The following is a 16,824-nucleotide window of genomic DNA, read 5'->3' as shown; positions in this document are numbered from 1 at the left end:
CCATCACTAAGAGGACGAAGAGACCCCTTCCTTCCTAGTATCATATATTTCTATTCACTTTTACACCTTTAAAGCATTTCTAAAAGGGTAATAAGGCGTAATATCTAAATTAAGTTCCTCTTGAAGGGCTAATTTCGCTGCTAATGTTCCTACATATGGCCCCATTGTCAATCCAGATGCACCTAAACCAGTAGCAATAACAACTCCCTCTAAAGTAGGAACTGTACCTAATAATGGCAAAATATCTGGTCCTGCAGGCCTAAAGCCAATTCTCACTTCATGCAGGGTACTATCTGATAGACCTGGAGCAACGAAAAGAGCTTCTTCCATTACTTCTTTAACTCCTGCTGCTGTAACACGATAATCAAATCCTGAACCAGTTTCCCTCGTTGCACCAACAACCACCCGTGAATCATCGAAACAAACCAGATAATGACTACTTTGCGGCAAAACAACTGGCCAGTTTGATGTATCTTTCCCTGGAAGCTTCAAGTGGGCGATTTGTCCCTTTTGTGGTTCAACAGGAATACGGAAACCATAAGGTTCAAGAATCTCTGATGCCCATGCACCTGCAGTAATGACGACAGAATCAGCTGAAATGAAATCACCATTTACTTGAACGCCTGTCACTTTCCCTTCTACTTCATCAAGGTTAGCTATACCTGAGATTAGTAATGCTCCATGTTTCTTCGCCCCGTTAATCATGGCATCTCGCAACAATTTACCATCTACACGAGCTGCGCCCGTTACGTGTACAGCGGCAAGGTCTTTTCGTAATGGTGGAAATAGCTGGCGAGCCTCTTCTGGTGATAATCGAGACACTACACCAACATTTGGAATCTCCGCTTGACGTTCTCTAACCTTTTGTTCAATTGTATTTAGTTCCTCTTCATCACTGCTAACAGCTAGTGCTCCAACCAAACCGTAACCTAGATTACTTTCGCCGTCTTGTCCAAGTTGTTCGATTAAAGAAGGATAATAACATGCGCCCCCTTTAGCTAATGTAAACCAATCCTCGTCTTCGACTCTTGTAATCCAAGGACAAACAATACCTGCTCCTGCTGAAGTCGCCTGTCCTTCATGAAGTTTGTCGACGATAACCACTTCCATACCACTTCTTGCTAAATAGTATGCTGTACTAGCACCTACAATACCTGCTCCAATCACCACAATTTTCAAAAATTCACATTCCTTTCAGTTTTATTTTAAACCTTTAATTTAAAGGATAATGACAGGCTACGAAGTGACCTTCCCTTACCTCTTTGAATTCAGGTTTTACTGTTTTACATTTTTCATTTCCATAAGGACATCTAGAATAGAAGCTACAGCCAGTTGGCATGTTGGTCTGGTCTGGCAAATCGTCTTCTATTATCATTCTATTTTCTCTGTTCCTTAGTGTTGGGTCAGGTACAGGAACAGCAGCAATTAGACCCTTCGTATATGGATGCATCGTATGACTAAATAGCTCTTCTTTTGTGGAAAGCTCTACCACCTCACCCATGTACATGACAGCGATTCGATCGCTGATATATTTTACCGCTGGAATACCATGAGCAATAAATATATAGGTTAAATCAAATTTCTTCTGTAAATCTATTAATAAATTTAATATTTGAGCTTGAATGGAGACATCTAACGCCGAAACGGGTTCATCACAAATAATCAATTTTGGCTTTAAAGCTAGCGCGCGTGCAATTCCAATTCTTTGTCTTTGACCACCGCTAAATTCATGTGGATAACGCTTTGCATAGGAGCGGTCCAATCCAACCGTTTCCATTAACTCATAAATGGTATTTTCAAGGTCCTTGCCTTTTGCGACTTTATGAGTACGAAGGGGTTCGGCAATAATATCAAAAACTCTCATTCTAGGATTAAGCGAAGAAAAAGGATCTTGAAACACCATTTGGATATTCTTTCTTATTTTTTGCATCTCACGGTCAGAGATTTTTGTAATATCTCTTCCTTCAAAAATAATTTTTCCATCGGTTGGCTCTAGTAATCTTAAAATGGTATTCCCTGTTGTTGATTTTCCACAGCCTGATTCACCAACAATGCCTAGCGTTTCCCCCTTTTTCACATAGAAATCAATCCCATCAACAGCCTTAAAAAACTGCTTTGACCTTCCAAACAAACCAGTGGAAGTGGGAAAATACTTTTTTAACCCCTCCACTTTTAATAAACACTCGTCGGTTTTGATTCGTTCATCGGAAACAATCATGCTTGTTCCACCTCCTGCTCACCATAAAGCCAGCATCTAACTTCTGAGCCGTCTACATCCTCATACAAAGACGGTTCTTGTCTTCGACAAATGTCTGTAGAAAATGGACAACGCGGATGAAATTTGCACCCGGTTGGCATTTCTAACGGACTAGGGACATTCCCTTCAATCGACTCCAACTTATCTTCTAATTGATGAATTTTTGGTGTGCTATTTAATAACCCTTTCGTATATGGATGTTTAGGGTTTTTAAATATTTCAAACACATTATTTTGCTCCACAATCTGCCCGGCATACATTACAATTACTCGATCAACCATTTCCGCAATAACACCCAAATCATGAGTAATCATGATGATGGAAGTATGATATTCCTGACTCAATTCCTTCATTAAATTTAGTATTTGTGCCTGAATGGTAACATCTAATGCGGTTGTAGGTTCATCGGCAATTAACAATTGAGGATTACAAGATAATGCCATCGCAATCATCACTCTTTGTCTCATACCACCACTGAGCAAATGTGGAAAAGAATAGTATTGCCTTTCAGCCCTAGGGATACCTACTTTTTTAAGCATTTCAATCGTCTTTTTCTTTGCTTCTTCTTTGGTTACGTTTTGATGAAGTTGAATTGCCTCTGAAATTTGGCTACCAATGGTAAACACAGGATTCAAGGATGTTAACGGCTCTTGAAAAATCATCGATATTTTATTGCCTCTGATTTTCCTTAATTGTTTCTTATTGAACTTCGTCAAATCTTGTCCTTCAAATAATATCTCTCCATTAACAATTTTCCCTGCTTCATCCACTAATTGAAGAAGTGAGAGTGAGGTAACACTTTTTCCACAGCCAGATTCTCCCACGATGCCGACTGTTTCACCTTTCCTAACCGCAAAGGATACTCCATTTACAGAAGGTACGACACCATGTTCTGTGAAAAAATGGGTGTGTAAATTATTTACTTTTAGAAGAGTTTCAGATCCGCTCATATACCCATCTCCTCCTTACTTTCTCCCTTTAATTCTTGGATCCAAAACGTCACGGAGCCAATCACCCAAGAAAATGATTCCAAGAACTGTAACCGTAATCGCTATCCCAGGAAATGTAGCAAGCCACCAATTTGTAGCTAGATAATTTCTACCATCTGTCAACATTCCGCCCCATGATACGGTAGGAGGTTGTATCCCTAACCCTAAAAAGCTAAGCGAAGCTTCTAATACAATAGTTGTAGCAACACTTAAAGTCGAGATAACAATAAACGATGACACGATATTCGGAAAAATATGCTTTAACATAATCGTGGTATTTTTCGTTCCAATGGATTTAGATGCCTTTACATATTCCCGTTCTTTTATACTTAATACTTCTCCTCTGACAACCCGTGCATATGTAACCCAATTGGTAAACCCAATTACAATGATAAGAACCATGATACTTGGATCAAAAACGGCAAGAACCACTAAGATAAATAAAATGCTTGGAATAGCAAGAAATGAGTCGACAATTCTCATTAACACATTATCGATGAACCCGCCGTAATATCCTGCAAGTATCCCTACTAAAACCCCAATGATACCAGCTAAAATTACAGAAAAAACACCGACTAATAAAGAAACACGTGTACCGAAAATAATCCTACTTAACATATCTCTACCTAAGTTATCTGTACCAAGGATATAAGTAGACGAACCACCATCTAACCATACAGGTGGTTTTAGCATATCTCCCAAATTATTTTGCGCAGGGTCATGTGGAGCAATGACATCCGCAAAAATCGCGACAATAATAACTGAAAGAACAATAATAAATCCCAATGTCCCTGTCTTACTTTGAAGCAATAATTTTGACCAACGCCATAGAGAGTTTTGTTTTCCCTTAACCTTATTATTTTTGGTTTCAACCAACGATGTGGTCTTCACATCTGCTTCCATATCCACACCTCCCTATGAATATTTAATCCGTGGATCAAGTAATCGATAAACGATATCAGTAATTAAATTTATGAAGATGACTAAAAAGGCGATTACAAATACAGCTGCTTGAACAACTGCCATATCTCTACCATTAACTGCTTGAACCAAGAGCTGACCTAAACCTGGCCAAGAAAAAACGGTTTCGGTAATGAGCGCTCCACTCACAAGATGAGTGATTTGTAATGCTGTAATTGTTACGACTGGAATGAGTGAATTTCGAAATGCATGTTTAAAAATTACCAGTGTATCACTCACACCTTTACTCTTTGCTGTTCGAATATAATCCTGATGTAAAATTTCCAGCATACTTGAACGGATAAGCCTTGTCATTTCTGCAGCGATTCCAGTTCCGAGTGTAATCGCTGGTAGGATTAAATGGGTAACAGTTCCTCTTCCTGAAACAGGAAAGATTTGATAGTTTACTGCCAAAAGTAGAATCAACATGATACCAAGCCAAAAGTTTGGCATTGCCTTACCTAATACTGATCCGCCTGTGATAAATAGATCAACAAAGCTATTTCTTTTTCTAGCAGAATAAATACCAAGTGGAATTGCGATGATAATCGCAACTATCATAGAAGCAGCTGCTAACTCAAACGTTGCTGGAAGTCTTTCTAATACGAGTGGTAAAGCTTCTTGATTATATCGGAAGGATGTTCCAAAATTCCCTCTAAACAAGTCCCCTAAAAAGTGGAAATATTGATAAAGAAAGGATTCATTTAGACCAAGTGCCTCTCTTAAAGCTTCTCGATCCGCTTCAGAGGAATCTTCTGGTAACATTAAAGCAACAGGATCACCTGCTAAATAAACTAAAACGAAGACTACAAAAGTAATGATAAAAAGGACAGGTATTATTTGTAGCAGTCTCCTCGCCAGATATTTCTTCAATTCCAAGCCCCCTTAATCTGCAAACGGGGCTAGAAATAGAACGTTCTCTAGCCCCGCTGTTTAATTGTTTAAAAGACTACTATTTTACCGTGATGTCAGAGAAATTAATAACTTCATCTAATCTTGGTTTAAAGCCTACACCATCACTTACACCATAGTTTGCATTTTGTTGATATAAGAAAATATGTGGTCGTTCCTCTGCAACAATGGCTTGAATTTCTTGGTATTGTGTAATACGTTCTTTACTATCCAAGTTTCGTCCCGCCTCATGGTAAAGGTTTTCAACAGTCTCATTGAAATAATCCGTTTGGCCTTTGGCACGATCCTTTGTATAGTGTACGAGTGAATAGGATGCATCAAGTAGACCATCTGCTAAAGCAATCATAATTAATTCTTCGTTTGAGTTAGAATTATAAACATCAAGGAAAGCGCTAGATTCTAGCAACTTTAAGTTTACTTTGATACCAGCTTCACCTAACATGCTAGCGACTAATTGTGCAACCTCACCATCAAGTGGATATCGACCTTTTGGTGCTGTTAAGGTAATTTCTAGATCTTTATGACCCGATTCTTTTAATAATTGTTTTGCTTTTTCTAGGTCATAAACATAAGAATCGTATAAATCTGCATTCGAGCCAATTACCCCTTCGGGAACACGAGAGCGTACAGGTACACCAGTACCTTTTAGGACAGAATCAACGATTGCCTTTTCATTAATCGCTAAATCGATGGCTTCCCTTACTTTTGGATCAGAAGTTTCAAAGCCTTCTGTTGTACGAACAACTAAAAGCATAACCCGTGTAGTATCACCTGATTCTAACGAAACACCTTCTTCATTGTTGACACGGTCCCACTCATTTGGAGGAATATCTGTCGCTAAATCTACTCCACCTGTTAACAACTCACCCACACGAGTAGAGCTTTCTGGAATCGCGCGTACGATAACTTCTTTCCACTTTGGTGTTCCACCAAAGTATTCTTCATTTGCATCTAAGACAACTCTATCATCGCGTTTCCACTCAACAAACTTGTATGGACCAGAGCCAACAGGTTTCTTTTGGAATTCTTCTAATCCAACTTCTTCAAAATATTTCTTTGGTATTACATCTGAGCCACTCTTAGCTAGTAAAGGTAAAATCGTAGGCATTGGGCCATCGGTAATAATCTCAAAATTAAGCTCATCAATGACTTTGACTTCTGCTAGCTGTGTGAAATATGGGTATTCCTTTAAGGATTGGTCATTCATGACACGTTCAAGACTGAATTTAACGTCTTCGGAAGTTAGAGGGTCACCGTTATGGAACTTTACGCCCTCTTTTAATTTAAATTTCCAGGTAACATCATCTGTATTTTCATATGAATCTACTAATTCTGGCTGAATTTCCATGTTAGCATCACGTTGGAACAATCGACTAAACATATTTCTAAACACACGATCGCCATTTGTACTTAAGGAGTTTTGTGGATCGAGTGTGGTGATATCAGCACTTTGTGCAATCACCAATTGGGTTTTCTCTTGTTTGCTACCTTCGTCGTTTGAAGGTTTCTCTTCATTGCTCGTTTTGGAATTACCACTACAGCCTGTAATCAAGAGCATCACAATTAACAAAACAACAGAGACTAATTTAAAAGACTTTTTCATGCTTTACCCCCATTAATTTTTTATTTTGAAATTTCAGACTTTAAAAGATGCAAGAATTCTATCTGAAATTTTTAATAACAGCAGCTGTCACCTTAATACCTTGTATATAGTCATCTAAAAATATATTTTCATTTGGTGCATGATAACTAGATTGTGTATTGGCTACACCAATCTGTACTGCAGGGATATTGGTATTTTTCAACATTTTATACATCGGGCTCGAACCTGCTAGATTCCGTAGAATTACCGGAGGTTCTTCATATACTTCCTCAACACTTTGAAGCACGGTATTCACAAAAGGATCTGTTGGGTTCGTATTAAATGGATGCATGCCATGGGATTGTTTAATCTCAATATCATGGAATCCATGGCGATCTAAATGAGTTCTTAATAATTGAGCAATTTTTTCTGGTGTTTGATTAGGGACTAAACGAAAATCTAATTTCACTTTTGCAACTGAAGGCAAAACGGTTTTTGACCCTTCTCCTGTATAACCTGATTCAATGCCACAGATCGTACAAGTTGGCTCAGCTGTTAATCGTTCCTTTAACTCATTGCCTGTAACATTCTTTAAGAACTGATTAATGCTATATAGTCTCTTCGTAGCTTCTTCGTCATAGGGAATGGATTGGATAAACTTTTTATCTGTTTCCGTTAATGGGGAAATATCGTCATAGAAGCCTTCTATTAAAATTTCTTCGTGTTCATTTTTCAGAGTGTTAAGTGCCCAAATTAACTTCCACGCTGGGTTTTCAATCACAGCCGCTTCTGAAGAATGTAAATCAGTATTTGCACCTTTGGCAATTAATTCAACGTAACAAATACCTTTTACCCCTAGGCCCACGTGTAAGCGTCTGTCCTCAACACCTCTAACGCCACCTTCCCAAATAATTCCATCCGTTGCTAACTTTTCTGGAAACTCGTTAGCAAAATACTCTAAATGAGGACTGCCAACTTCTTCTTCTCCTTCAAAGACAAATTTGAGATTAACGGGTAACTCGCCATAAACTTGCTGGTAAGCATGAACAGCACATATTCTTGCGATTAAATTCCCTTTATTATCAGCAGTACCCCTTGCAAATAGCTTGCCATCCCTGATTTCTGCTTTAAAAGGATCACTTAACCATGGTCCAATAGGATCTTCTGGCTGGACATCATAATGATTATAAAAAGTAAGTGTTTTGGGTTTTCCCTGTCCTAGCTCACCATAAATAATCGGGTACCTACTAGTAGGCAACTCTTCTACTTCGGCGCCAATTTTTCCAAGAAATGATTTAACAAGTTCTTTCATTTCAGCCATGCCACGGTTTTGGGCAGAAACACTAGGTTGATTACATGCTTCGATTAACCAATTAGTATATAAATCTGCATGATCTTCAATATATTGATAGACTTCCTGCATCAGAATCCCCTCCATTTCAATAGAATAAATTGAACCATCACATTAGATATCTTAAAAACTCTTACCATTACTGTAGTAGGCAGATTCTTGAAAGGTAGTAAAAGCAACCTCTACCTCTGGAATCTCTAGTGACTGTACAAGTTTTGTGACAACTCGTGCAAATTGATCACGGACTTCTTGTCCTCTCTCAAACCATTTCACCTCAATAAAAGGGAAACCTGATACTTCGTTTTCTTCGAATACAAAAGTCGAAGAACAGATTTCAAGCGTAAAGTTGTCCGTTCCACAACGACAAACATCAGCAAGTTCATTTACTAAAGATTTACTGATTGTTTTTACTTGGTCTACGGAGACGCCTCTAAATACTAAATGCGGCACTTGAATTCCTCCTAATTGTTTGATCTATAAATTTAACTCTTATGAAAATCTGCTTAAAGAATACCTGTCTATTGGAATAGACGTTTCACCATCAAGGATCAATTCGGTTAATAGTGTTCCAATTAATGGGGAAAGTGTGATTCCACTGTGTGTAGCTGCAACATAGAGATTTTCAACCCCTGGAACATTTCCGAGTATTGGATAGCCATCCTCTGGCATCGCCCGTATTCCAGAAAAGGCACGAACAATTTTCGCTTGTTTCAAGGAAGGTACATAATGAAGTGCCATATTGGCTGTCTCCTGTATCACATCCAAAGTGGTTGCACGGTTAAAACCAGCCTGTTCCATTGAATAGCCAATCAAGACTTCACCATTATTTGCTTGTCTCAGCCCACTGATTGTATAATTTAAGAATGGCTGTAACGGCTCTGAAACAAGAATTTGTCCTCTCAATTGGTTCACTGGTATCGTAATGTCTAGCAACTCTCCTAATTCTCTTGACCATGTTCCACCAGCGAGGATAAGGTTTTTACTTATGTAAGTTTCCTTATCCGTAACTACCACAAACTTTTCGTTAAACTTTTGGATATCCGATACAGGATTATAGGTTGAGTATTCAACCCCGTTCTTCTTTGCCGCCCTCATGTACATATCAATTAATCGAAAAGGATTTACATTACCGTCAATCGTGCTATATGTTGCCCCCACTACATTTGGATTAATGGATGGCTCCTTTTCTAACACTTCTTCCCTTGAGAGTACCTTAACTTTTAAACCAATTTCCCGATATTCACGAGCAAGCTGCAAGGCCTTTTCTCGATCCTTCTCATTAAAGAATGGTGATAGACCGCCCGTTCGTTTATATTCGACATCTCCAATTTTTTTTTGTAAGTAAGGATAAAGTTCGGCACTATACATACTAAATTCTGCATACGATGAAGGTGTTTTATTATGTACCCAAACCCAAGCTTGAGTCGATCCGGATGTTCCTGTCATTGGAAATTTTTTATCAATTACTAGTATTCCTTCTTTATTACGTTCAGATAGGTGATAGGCGATACTATTGCCAACTACCCCTCCGCCAATAATAATCGTTTCATAGTTTGTATTCATTTACCTAGCTTCACCACCTTTAAGTTCCACTTCATCTAAAACAGACTTTACTGTAGAAAAAGTTTTGCTATCGGTAGCTAACGTTTCAAGCTTTATTGGTGACAATGGCATCCTCATTCTTGGAAGCGGAATATCATGATAACCTCTTCCTGTTTTCTCATGTATGGCTTTCGCAACCAGACTTGTGCAAATCTTTGCCTGACATGGACCCATTCCACATCGTGTGAGTCTTTTAATATCATCAAAGGTCCGTGCACCATTCTCTAGTACTTCCTCAATCTCCTCACAGCTAATTTCTTCACACCTACAAATGATGGTTGTGATATCCAATGAATTTTCACCTTCTTGTCTTTTTACTATTGAAATTAAGTGATAAATTGATCGTTTAACAATGGTGCTGAAAATTTCTCAATATGTTTGATTCTTGCTTTCCAGGTATCAGGATAAAGTTTCGTTTCAAGGATTTCTAACTCACTCCAAAGAGAAGTCCTTTCTTGTTTGGCAGCTTCCTTGGTTAATACATTTAACTCTTCACATACACTAATTCCAGCAATCATTCCTGTTACAAGAATAACTCCCTGTGTACTAATACCCGCTGCATTCCCTGCTATATATACTGCTTGATGATTAGTTTGCATGGAACGGTTATATTGTGGGAGCCAACCACCTAGTTCTTCTTGGTATCCAAATGAACAACCTATCTGGTAAACAGAATCTAAGATAGGAGATCGCCCACCATCAAGACAAACAAGGTCGACACTTTCTGTAATTACACCGTCTGGAAGTTGAATATCTACTTCTTGAACTTCACCGATCCCTCTTGCTTCCTTAATCGTGGTATTTAAATAGAGTGGAATACCATGTTTCTTTACTTGGTCTACTTTTTCAATATTTCTTGCTTTTACCTTATTGTTACTTTCCAAGATTCCTTTGATGCTAACACCTAGTTCCAATAGTTGAAGCGCCACTTCCATGCTAAAGTCACTTGTCCCAACAATTATGGCATCTCGTCCTGGAAGGACCATGTCACGGTTCACGAGTGTTTGAGCTGCACCAATGGTGATAATACCTGGAAGCGTCCATTTTGGAAAAGCGATGGCTTTCTCAGCTGCTCCAGTCGCGACAATAATGATTTTTGATTTAACGGGGAATACGTTTTCTTCATCTGATAAACCAACACATCCATCTTTATAGAGCCCTATCATTCTGTAACCTAGTAAATAATGCACAGGATATTGTTCCAGCTGTGCCTCTAATGTTTGGGCTAATTCAAACCCTGTCATCGACTGATATGGAGTTGGTAAAGATGAGATAAGTTGTGTTTGTTGTCGCAGTTGTCCACCTAGTAATGGAGATTCATCCACGATGGTTGTTTGTAATCCTCTCGATGCGGTTTCAAAAGCTGCTGCAAGCCCTGCTGGCCCGGCTCCTATGATAAGTACATCAGTCTCCATGGTTATGGCACCTCACCTTGGGGTCATCTAAGTTTGGATATATTTTCATCCCATCTTCAACCTTTGTCATACAGGAGCGAACATGATCCTCTCCATTCACTGTCATATAGCAACTGCAGCATCTTCCGCGAGAACAAAAAACACCTCTTGGTTGAACTAACTTCCTGCTGACTCCTAATTTTTTTACCCCATTGGCCATTAATGCTGCTGCAACTGATTGCTGTTTATATGCCTTAAGTGGCTGATCGTTAAAGTAAATCGTTACAGGTTCTTGAAGCGTATTTCCAAAAACGGGGTGATTTTCAATATGCATCCAAACACCTCCTTTGTTATTTTGATTCCCATGTAATTTTTAGAAGAAGACCTCAGTGTAGTACGTCTGCTTATCCTGGCGCACATAAAACTTTGAATATTCGATAATCTCCTCGTGTTTCGTGTAGGTAAATCTTTCCCATTCAAAAACCGGTGTACCAGGTTCCACTTTTAACAAATCGGCGATTTCATCTTGAGCAATAAAGGGCTTAATAAAAAGTTTTGCCCGTCCTAATGCAATAAAAAACTTCTTTTCTAAAATGTTGTAAATAAGTTCATTATTAATATCTTCTTGTGTTAAATCAGGACATTTAGAATATGGTAGATACGTATATTCAAGTGCACTCGGTTCCTCGTTTTCAATTTTTAACCGCACTACATTAAATACTTTTAAAGTATCGGAATTCAATTTCTCCCTAATCTCCTCATTTGCTACATTTAAAGAAAAGCTGATTAATTCGTGTGGATGTTCACCACTCTCCTCAGTTTTCAACGAAATAATTGAATTGATATCTTGTTCTTTCAAAGAGCCCGAAACAAAGGTCCCTTTTCCTCTTTGCCGATAAAGATATCCCTTATTTACAAGTTCAATAATTGCTCGTTTTACTGTAATTGTACTTACTTCAAATATATCTGATAATTCTTGTTCTGTAGGGACTTGAGATCCTGTTTCCCAATGGCCAGTTTTGACTTTCTCTTCTAACACCTGTTCTACTTGTCGATATAGAGGAACATGTAAGCCTTTATTAATTTGCATTCAAATCACCCTTGATTATAATGTTATAACTTTATAACTTTATAACATTGTTTAATTAATTAATAATTTACTTCTTTTAAGTGGTAGTTGTCAATAATAATTAGAAAATTTTTTATTTTCTAATTTGTTTATAACACTTTCAAAAAAATAGCATAAAAAAGCTTCTGGTTAATCCAGAAGCAAATCCGATGTTACACCTTTTTTATGTTTAAAAATTCTCGATTTTATCTCCCCATTCCAACGATAACCATCATCGATTGTGTAAAGCACTTAAACTCTCGATACTGGCCAGTATCTTTTCCTTAAGCTTGTCCTCCACAAACCCTGGCGCAGCTTGAATGGCTCCCATACTGTACTTCTGTTGAAAATCCTCTCGGAAATACCTAAGCCCTTCCGCCTGCTCATCTTTGGTAGGTGTTAGGATAAAAACCTCCTGTACCGCCCTTTTGCCAGTTTCATGATGGATAATTCCATCACGATATTTGTGCATTTCGCCAAGAGCTGTACCGAGATTGTCTGGTACTCGGTACTTAGGGTCAAAGATAATGATTCCATTTTCCCCTTCAATCACGATGTCAGGAATCATCCTTTGCGTATAAGTGTGGAAGCTCTTTGTATTAAATTGATAAGTACGTTGATAGAATAATGAAATCCCGCCTATTAATTGAATTTTACTTTCTTTATTTTCAGCCAGCTCCAGAAAAATTCCATCCTTCTTCGTTTGAAATAAGCTGCTCGTATTAAGAACTAACCCTGATTCCCTTAAAATTTTCACAATCCTCATAAAACACCACATTTCATACAATTGAAAGGTGTCCTTTAGTGAAATCGGATAATCAAAGCCAATCCCTTCCCGGTTATGTTTGTAAAGCATGTCAAACCATTGGTACCAGATGCGGTAAACTGGATGCTTGCGAAACTTTTGCGTAATGGTGTAAGGACCATTGTTGGCAGTTATTTCCGTGATCAACGGACTAATCAGCCACCGTTCTACAACAGCCCTGTATTTTGCAGATTTACCAGCTATACCCTTACTCTCGACACCTTCATATTTTCGCAGGAGCCTATACAAATCCTGCAGCTGCTGCTTTAACACTTGATTTTCGTAAAGGTTAACACTTTCAAGAATCTTAGTATTTTCCACATTACTTGGTATATCTTCCCCATGGCCCTTCACATCCAGCCAACGCAATGTTACTTGTTCAGAATGCTTTACTTTTTCTCTTTTCATCATCATTGAAAACTTTTCTAAGCGACGAAATGGCTGCTTTTCTATTTTAGAAAACACTTGTTTTAGTTGATAGAAAGACTGGTCAATATAGCTCCACTGTGTCCAAGTAATATCACGGTTTCTTCCAGAAGCAGTTACATTGGTCTCTAAGCCGCTTAATTGAAAACAGCTATTTGCCTCCTCAAGGATTTCTTCCAGCATCACATTAAACTGCTCTTCCGTCAGCTTTCGATCATCTGGATAGATGTATGTTTCGTAGGATTGACCGTTAATCGTTATCTTTAAGATCCCGAATTGGAACGGAGTGATGAACGTAGCAAAATAACCATTTTCCTGCTGGTAAAATGGCAGGGGAACTTCATGGATTCGAACATCTACCTGGTCCTCTTTAAATCGAAGCTTATATTCTGTTGCCTCAGTTAAATAGGAATCCAGAAAGGGAACCCACCCCTGCCTGGCATCCCAAAGTTCGAGATAGCTATCTCCAGAATTGTGTTGCTCCATAATACTCCAGCTCCTCCCTCATCCGTTTCACATGTTGTAGTGAGACAGAATTAGGTCGCAGATTCACTGACATCCACTGTTCCATACTGGCTAACATATCAGAAATCCGTTCATCTCCCCTGACTTTTGTTAATACTTTTTCAGAAATAACTCTGTCAAGTGCATCCATAGGATCCATTTGGTGCTCTTCTGGAAGCTGAAAGTTAGCATATAATTTTTGGAGCATTTCCCCCATCGACCTGTAACCAAAATGCAGTTCAAATTGGGCTAAAGTTTGATGTAATTCTCTAAGTATCTGAAATTCTCGGGTTAGTGCTGCTTTCAAGTCCTGGTCAGCTCTTTCCCAATATGAATCAAAATCCACATCTGACAACGTCATAATAAATGCACGATCAAGGACTTTATCGGAAATAGAATGTGTTGTTTCATCGACGTTAATCGTTCCCAATACATAGAAATTAGGCGGAATTAAGAGTTTCCTAGGAATATCCGTAATCGAATCGTCCTGGTGCAGAGGAATTTCCTTTCGTGATTCAACCGCACTTAAATAATCACTTAGGTAATACTCGACACGAGCCAAGTTCATTTCATCCAACAAAATAAAATGAGGTTTTTCCCGTTCCTTTAAGGCATTCAAAAGAACATTCAGAAATTCTGTTTTTACATACCGTTTTTCAAATGAACTATAATATCCGAAAAGTGCACTCGAATCCGTCCAGTCCGGACGCACAGGGATAATGGTGAAATATGGGTTTTCACTTTCATATTCCAATCCGTATACAGCATTGGCGTAAAGGCGGCAGAGCTGTGTTTTTCCTGTACCCGATATCCCGCTTAACAGGACAAAATGCTTGTCATCCAGTGCAGTAAGGTTTAGATGCAGGTCACGGATAATCTCTTTTGAAAAAGTAAATTGACTTGTTGAAATCATATTGATAATTTCTTGAAAGGTAAAATTTGGTTCCATGCCCTCATCAGTTTCTATTCCAATATCTTCAGCTGTCTCAGATATTGAATCCTCAGAAGGTAATTCGAGCTTTTTACTAGCATGGGCAAAAAGAAGTGCTGATTTGATAAAGTTCTTCTTAACTGCCTCGGCGCCTTCAACATACGTCTGTGTTTCATTATTGTAGCTGCCGACACAATAGGAAGTGCCGTTGACTTGAAAATCATGCTCCCTTAATAAGCGCATGGCAGTATTCATCACAGCATGGTTGTCCAGATTGTGTGTCGCAAACACTTTTGTAATCCACCAATCCTTTGTGCCATCCCCGATTATTTCTCTCGCGCTCGTAAAAATATGATTATGACCCTCTAGTTGTACAATAATTGTTTGAAACGGTGAATTCTTATCGTGAAATTGCAGGTAACTGAGAAACCCTTTGGTGACCAATTGATCTCCATCATGAATAAAAAAGGCTTGGCGTTTCCCATTTGTTTTTTCATTTTCTAGTGCTGAGATATCAACGGAATAGATGCGGCCGAGCAAATTGATTTCTTTGATGTTCCGAGTCGAAGCTAGAGATAGTAAAGCATTATATGCTTTCTTCGAAACATCGATTTCTTCATTATAATAATGACGAAAAGCTCCCAGTTTCTCCCAGGCATCAACAAGTTCCTTAATCAGCACTTCTTCCTCGATATGCCCTTCCAATGGAAGACTGGTTCCCACTTGGAACCATGGCCGTTTCCGCGGCTTTACACAAGCCTTAATATACGGAATAAATTCATCTTTTTCTATAATCGTTTTTTCCGTCCAGCCTGTAAATATGGAATAGTGGGACGGAATGGTATGTAAAACGCTATGTATCTTATCATTTCTCACCCATGCCCAAAAGGGTATGAAATTTAACTCAGCATGGATCATAATCATTCTATTCATTCCATCAAACTCAAGCGCCAAAAGGTTATGCTCATTTTCGTCCACTTTACGATTGAGCTTAATGTAATATTTACGGCCAATATTGGAATCCTTTTTCTTTTCCGCGTAAGTGGGATTCCGGGCATCACTATAAGTCGTTGCAAGTGTGGAATCATAGCTTCTGACAATAATCTCATCTCCAAGAGTCACCCCTAATGAGTCAACAAATCGTTGGAATAAAGGCTTAATTACTGGCGATACCTCGTCAAGTACCTTTCGACAACGAATTTCTGTATTGTCTTCATTAAACAGAGATTGATAATAGGTAAGATCTAACAAAACGGTCACCCAACTTCCATTTTCAAATATACCTATATTATAACGGTAATGGGATTATTTAGTATCTAGATAAATCTATTTTGTATTTCTTATACTCGCTGCAGTAAGTTAAATTTCTTCCATTCGTTTATGATCATATGAAACTGGAAGTAATTCCGCGCAATTCCTTAAGTGTTTCTCCCTCATCTTCAATATTAACGGTATAAAATCTTCGAAAGAGATAAAGGCTACTTCGTCTTGATCCAACTTGTTTCGCATGTGTGCAATCGCTTCTTTTGTATAGCTGTTGCGTCCTTTTAAACATTCAATCCGCCTAATCACTTGGTCAATTCCTGGGATATTCTCTTTTTTAATGGTACCAGTTTTAATGGTTACAATAATCGGTCCATCAAAATCAAGTAGCCTCCCATCTAATGCATTTTGTATATTCTCACGAGTTAACCTCGGAATCCTTAAATTGAAAAATCTCTCTAAAATTTTATTGAAATTCGACTCCTCAATATTCGGAATCGGCGAAAACTGCCATAACTGATTGGTGTTTGCTTGGCTCATAGGATGCTCCTTACTAATACATAAATTTTAAGATTTTCATTTTTATTTATTTAAAGATTAAACTATCTTTTTAATTCATCAATTATTTCCCATTATTAAATTACAATACTACTATAAGAATAGTGTTATTGATTTATTATATAGTCCAGAAATTGACGATATTAGGTGTCCGTATTTTGACGGAATATCTGTCCAAAATT

At 38.2% G+C, this 16,824-nt stretch carries 16 protein-coding genes; all 16 read right to left on the bottom strand.

From position 1 onward, the window contains the following. Positions 1-60: 60 nt before the first annotated feature. Positions 61-1,179: an NAD(P)/FAD-dependent oxidoreductase gene (locus tag MLOOGBEN_RS28295; RefSeq protein WP_179161583.1), complete on the bottom strand. Its 1,119-nt coding sequence runs from the start codon at positions 1,177-1,179 to the stop codon at positions 61-63. Positions 1,180-1,213: 34 nt separating this feature from the next. Beyond that, the gene (locus MLOOGBEN_RS28290) at positions 1,214-2,218 is read right to left on the bottom strand and encodes an ABC transporter ATP-binding protein (protein WP_179161582.1); all 1,005 of its coding nucleotides are present in this window, start codon (positions 2,216-2,218) and stop codon (positions 1,214-1,216) included. After that, positions 2,215-3,207 (bottom strand): ABC transporter ATP-binding protein, encoded by a 993-nt coding sequence (locus MLOOGBEN_RS28285; protein WP_179161581.1) that lies wholly within the window; start codon positions 3,205-3,207, stop codon positions 2,215-2,217. The genes MLOOGBEN_RS28290 and MLOOGBEN_RS28285 overlap by 4 nt, the downstream gene beginning before the upstream one ends. Positions 3,208-3,222: 15 nt before the next feature. Continuing rightward, entirely contained in the window at positions 3,223-4,149 is a 927-nt protein-coding gene (locus MLOOGBEN_RS28280; protein ID WP_179161580.1) for an ABC transporter permease, read from the bottom strand. A 12-nt stretch (positions 4,150-4,161) separates the two neighbouring features. Beyond that, positions 4,162-5,079: an ABC transporter permease gene (locus tag MLOOGBEN_RS28275; RefSeq protein ID WP_179161579.1), complete on the bottom strand. Its 918-nt coding sequence runs from the start codon at positions 5,077-5,079 to the stop codon at positions 4,162-4,164. Between the two features lie 79 nt (positions 5,080-5,158). Next, on the bottom strand, positions 5,159-6,721 hold the full coding sequence (locus MLOOGBEN_RS28270) for an ABC transporter substrate-binding protein (protein ID WP_179161578.1): 1,563 nt from the start codon (positions 6,719-6,721) through the stop codon (positions 5,159-5,161). Between the two features lie 58 nt (positions 6,722-6,779). Next, positions 6,780-8,123, bottom strand: a complete 1,344-nt coding sequence (locus MLOOGBEN_RS28265) for a M20 family metallopeptidase (RefSeq protein ID WP_179161577.1) — start codon at positions 8,121-8,123, stop codon at positions 6,780-6,782. A 51-nt stretch (positions 8,124-8,174) separates the two neighbouring features. After that, a complete protein-coding gene (locus MLOOGBEN_RS28260; protein ID WP_179161576.1) occupies positions 8,175-8,501 on the bottom strand; it encodes a DUF1904 family protein in 327 nt (108 codons plus the stop codon). Positions 8,502-8,540: 39 nt separating this feature from the next. Beyond that, positions 8,541-9,614 carry an NAD(P)/FAD-dependent oxidoreductase gene (locus MLOOGBEN_RS28255; protein ID WP_179161575.1) on the bottom strand — a complete coding sequence of 358 codons (1,074 nt, stop codon included), beginning with the start codon at positions 9,612-9,614 and terminating at the stop codon, positions 8,541-8,543. Next, positions 9,615-9,944 (bottom strand): (2Fe-2S)-binding protein, encoded by a 330-nt coding sequence (locus MLOOGBEN_RS28250; protein WP_179161574.1) that lies wholly within the window; start codon positions 9,942-9,944, stop codon positions 9,615-9,617. It abuts the gene before it with no gap. Between the two features lie 35 nt (positions 9,945-9,979). Beyond that, positions 9,980-11,068, bottom strand: coding sequence for an NAD(P)/FAD-dependent oxidoreductase (locus MLOOGBEN_RS28245; RefSeq protein WP_179161573.1), 1,089 nt, complete (start codon positions 11,066-11,068; stop codon positions 9,980-9,982). Beyond that, positions 11,058-11,381 (bottom strand): (2Fe-2S)-binding protein, encoded by a 324-nt coding sequence (locus MLOOGBEN_RS28240; RefSeq protein WP_179161572.1) that lies wholly within the window; start codon positions 11,379-11,381, stop codon positions 11,058-11,060. Before MLOOGBEN_RS28240 ends, MLOOGBEN_RS28245 begins: the two co-directional genes overlap by 11 nt. Before the next feature lie 39 nt (positions 11,382-11,420). After that, the gene (locus MLOOGBEN_RS28235; protein ID WP_179161571.1) at positions 11,421-12,137 is read right to left on the bottom strand and encodes a GntR family transcriptional regulator; all 717 of its coding nucleotides are present in this window, start codon (positions 12,135-12,137) and stop codon (positions 11,421-11,423) included. 250 nt (positions 12,138-12,387) lie between these two features. Then, positions 12,388-13,872 carry a DUF2357 domain-containing protein gene (locus MLOOGBEN_RS28230; protein WP_179161570.1) on the bottom strand — a complete coding sequence of 495 codons (1,485 nt, stop codon included), beginning with the start codon at positions 13,870-13,872 and terminating at the stop codon, positions 12,388-12,390. Beyond that, the gene (locus MLOOGBEN_RS28225) at positions 13,847-16,081 is read right to left on the bottom strand and encodes an McrB family protein (RefSeq protein ID WP_218781369.1); all 2,235 of its coding nucleotides are present in this window, start codon (positions 16,079-16,081) and stop codon (positions 13,847-13,849) included. The genes MLOOGBEN_RS28230 and MLOOGBEN_RS28225 overlap by 26 nt, the downstream gene beginning before the upstream one ends. Before the next feature lie 99 nt (positions 16,082-16,180). Beyond that, positions 16,181-16,624, bottom strand: a complete 444-nt coding sequence (locus MLOOGBEN_RS28220) for a hypothetical protein (protein WP_179161568.1) — start codon at positions 16,622-16,624, stop codon at positions 16,181-16,183. Positions 16,625-16,824 lie beyond the last annotated feature (200 nt).

The organism is Bacillus sp. EB106-08-02-XG196, assembly GCF_013396335.1.
Classification (GTDB): Bacteria; Bacillota; Bacilli; order Bacillales; family Cytobacillaceae; genus Neobacillus.
The sequence above is the reverse complement of the archived record's forward strand: the minus strand, read 5'-3'. Positions and strand labels throughout refer to the sequence as shown.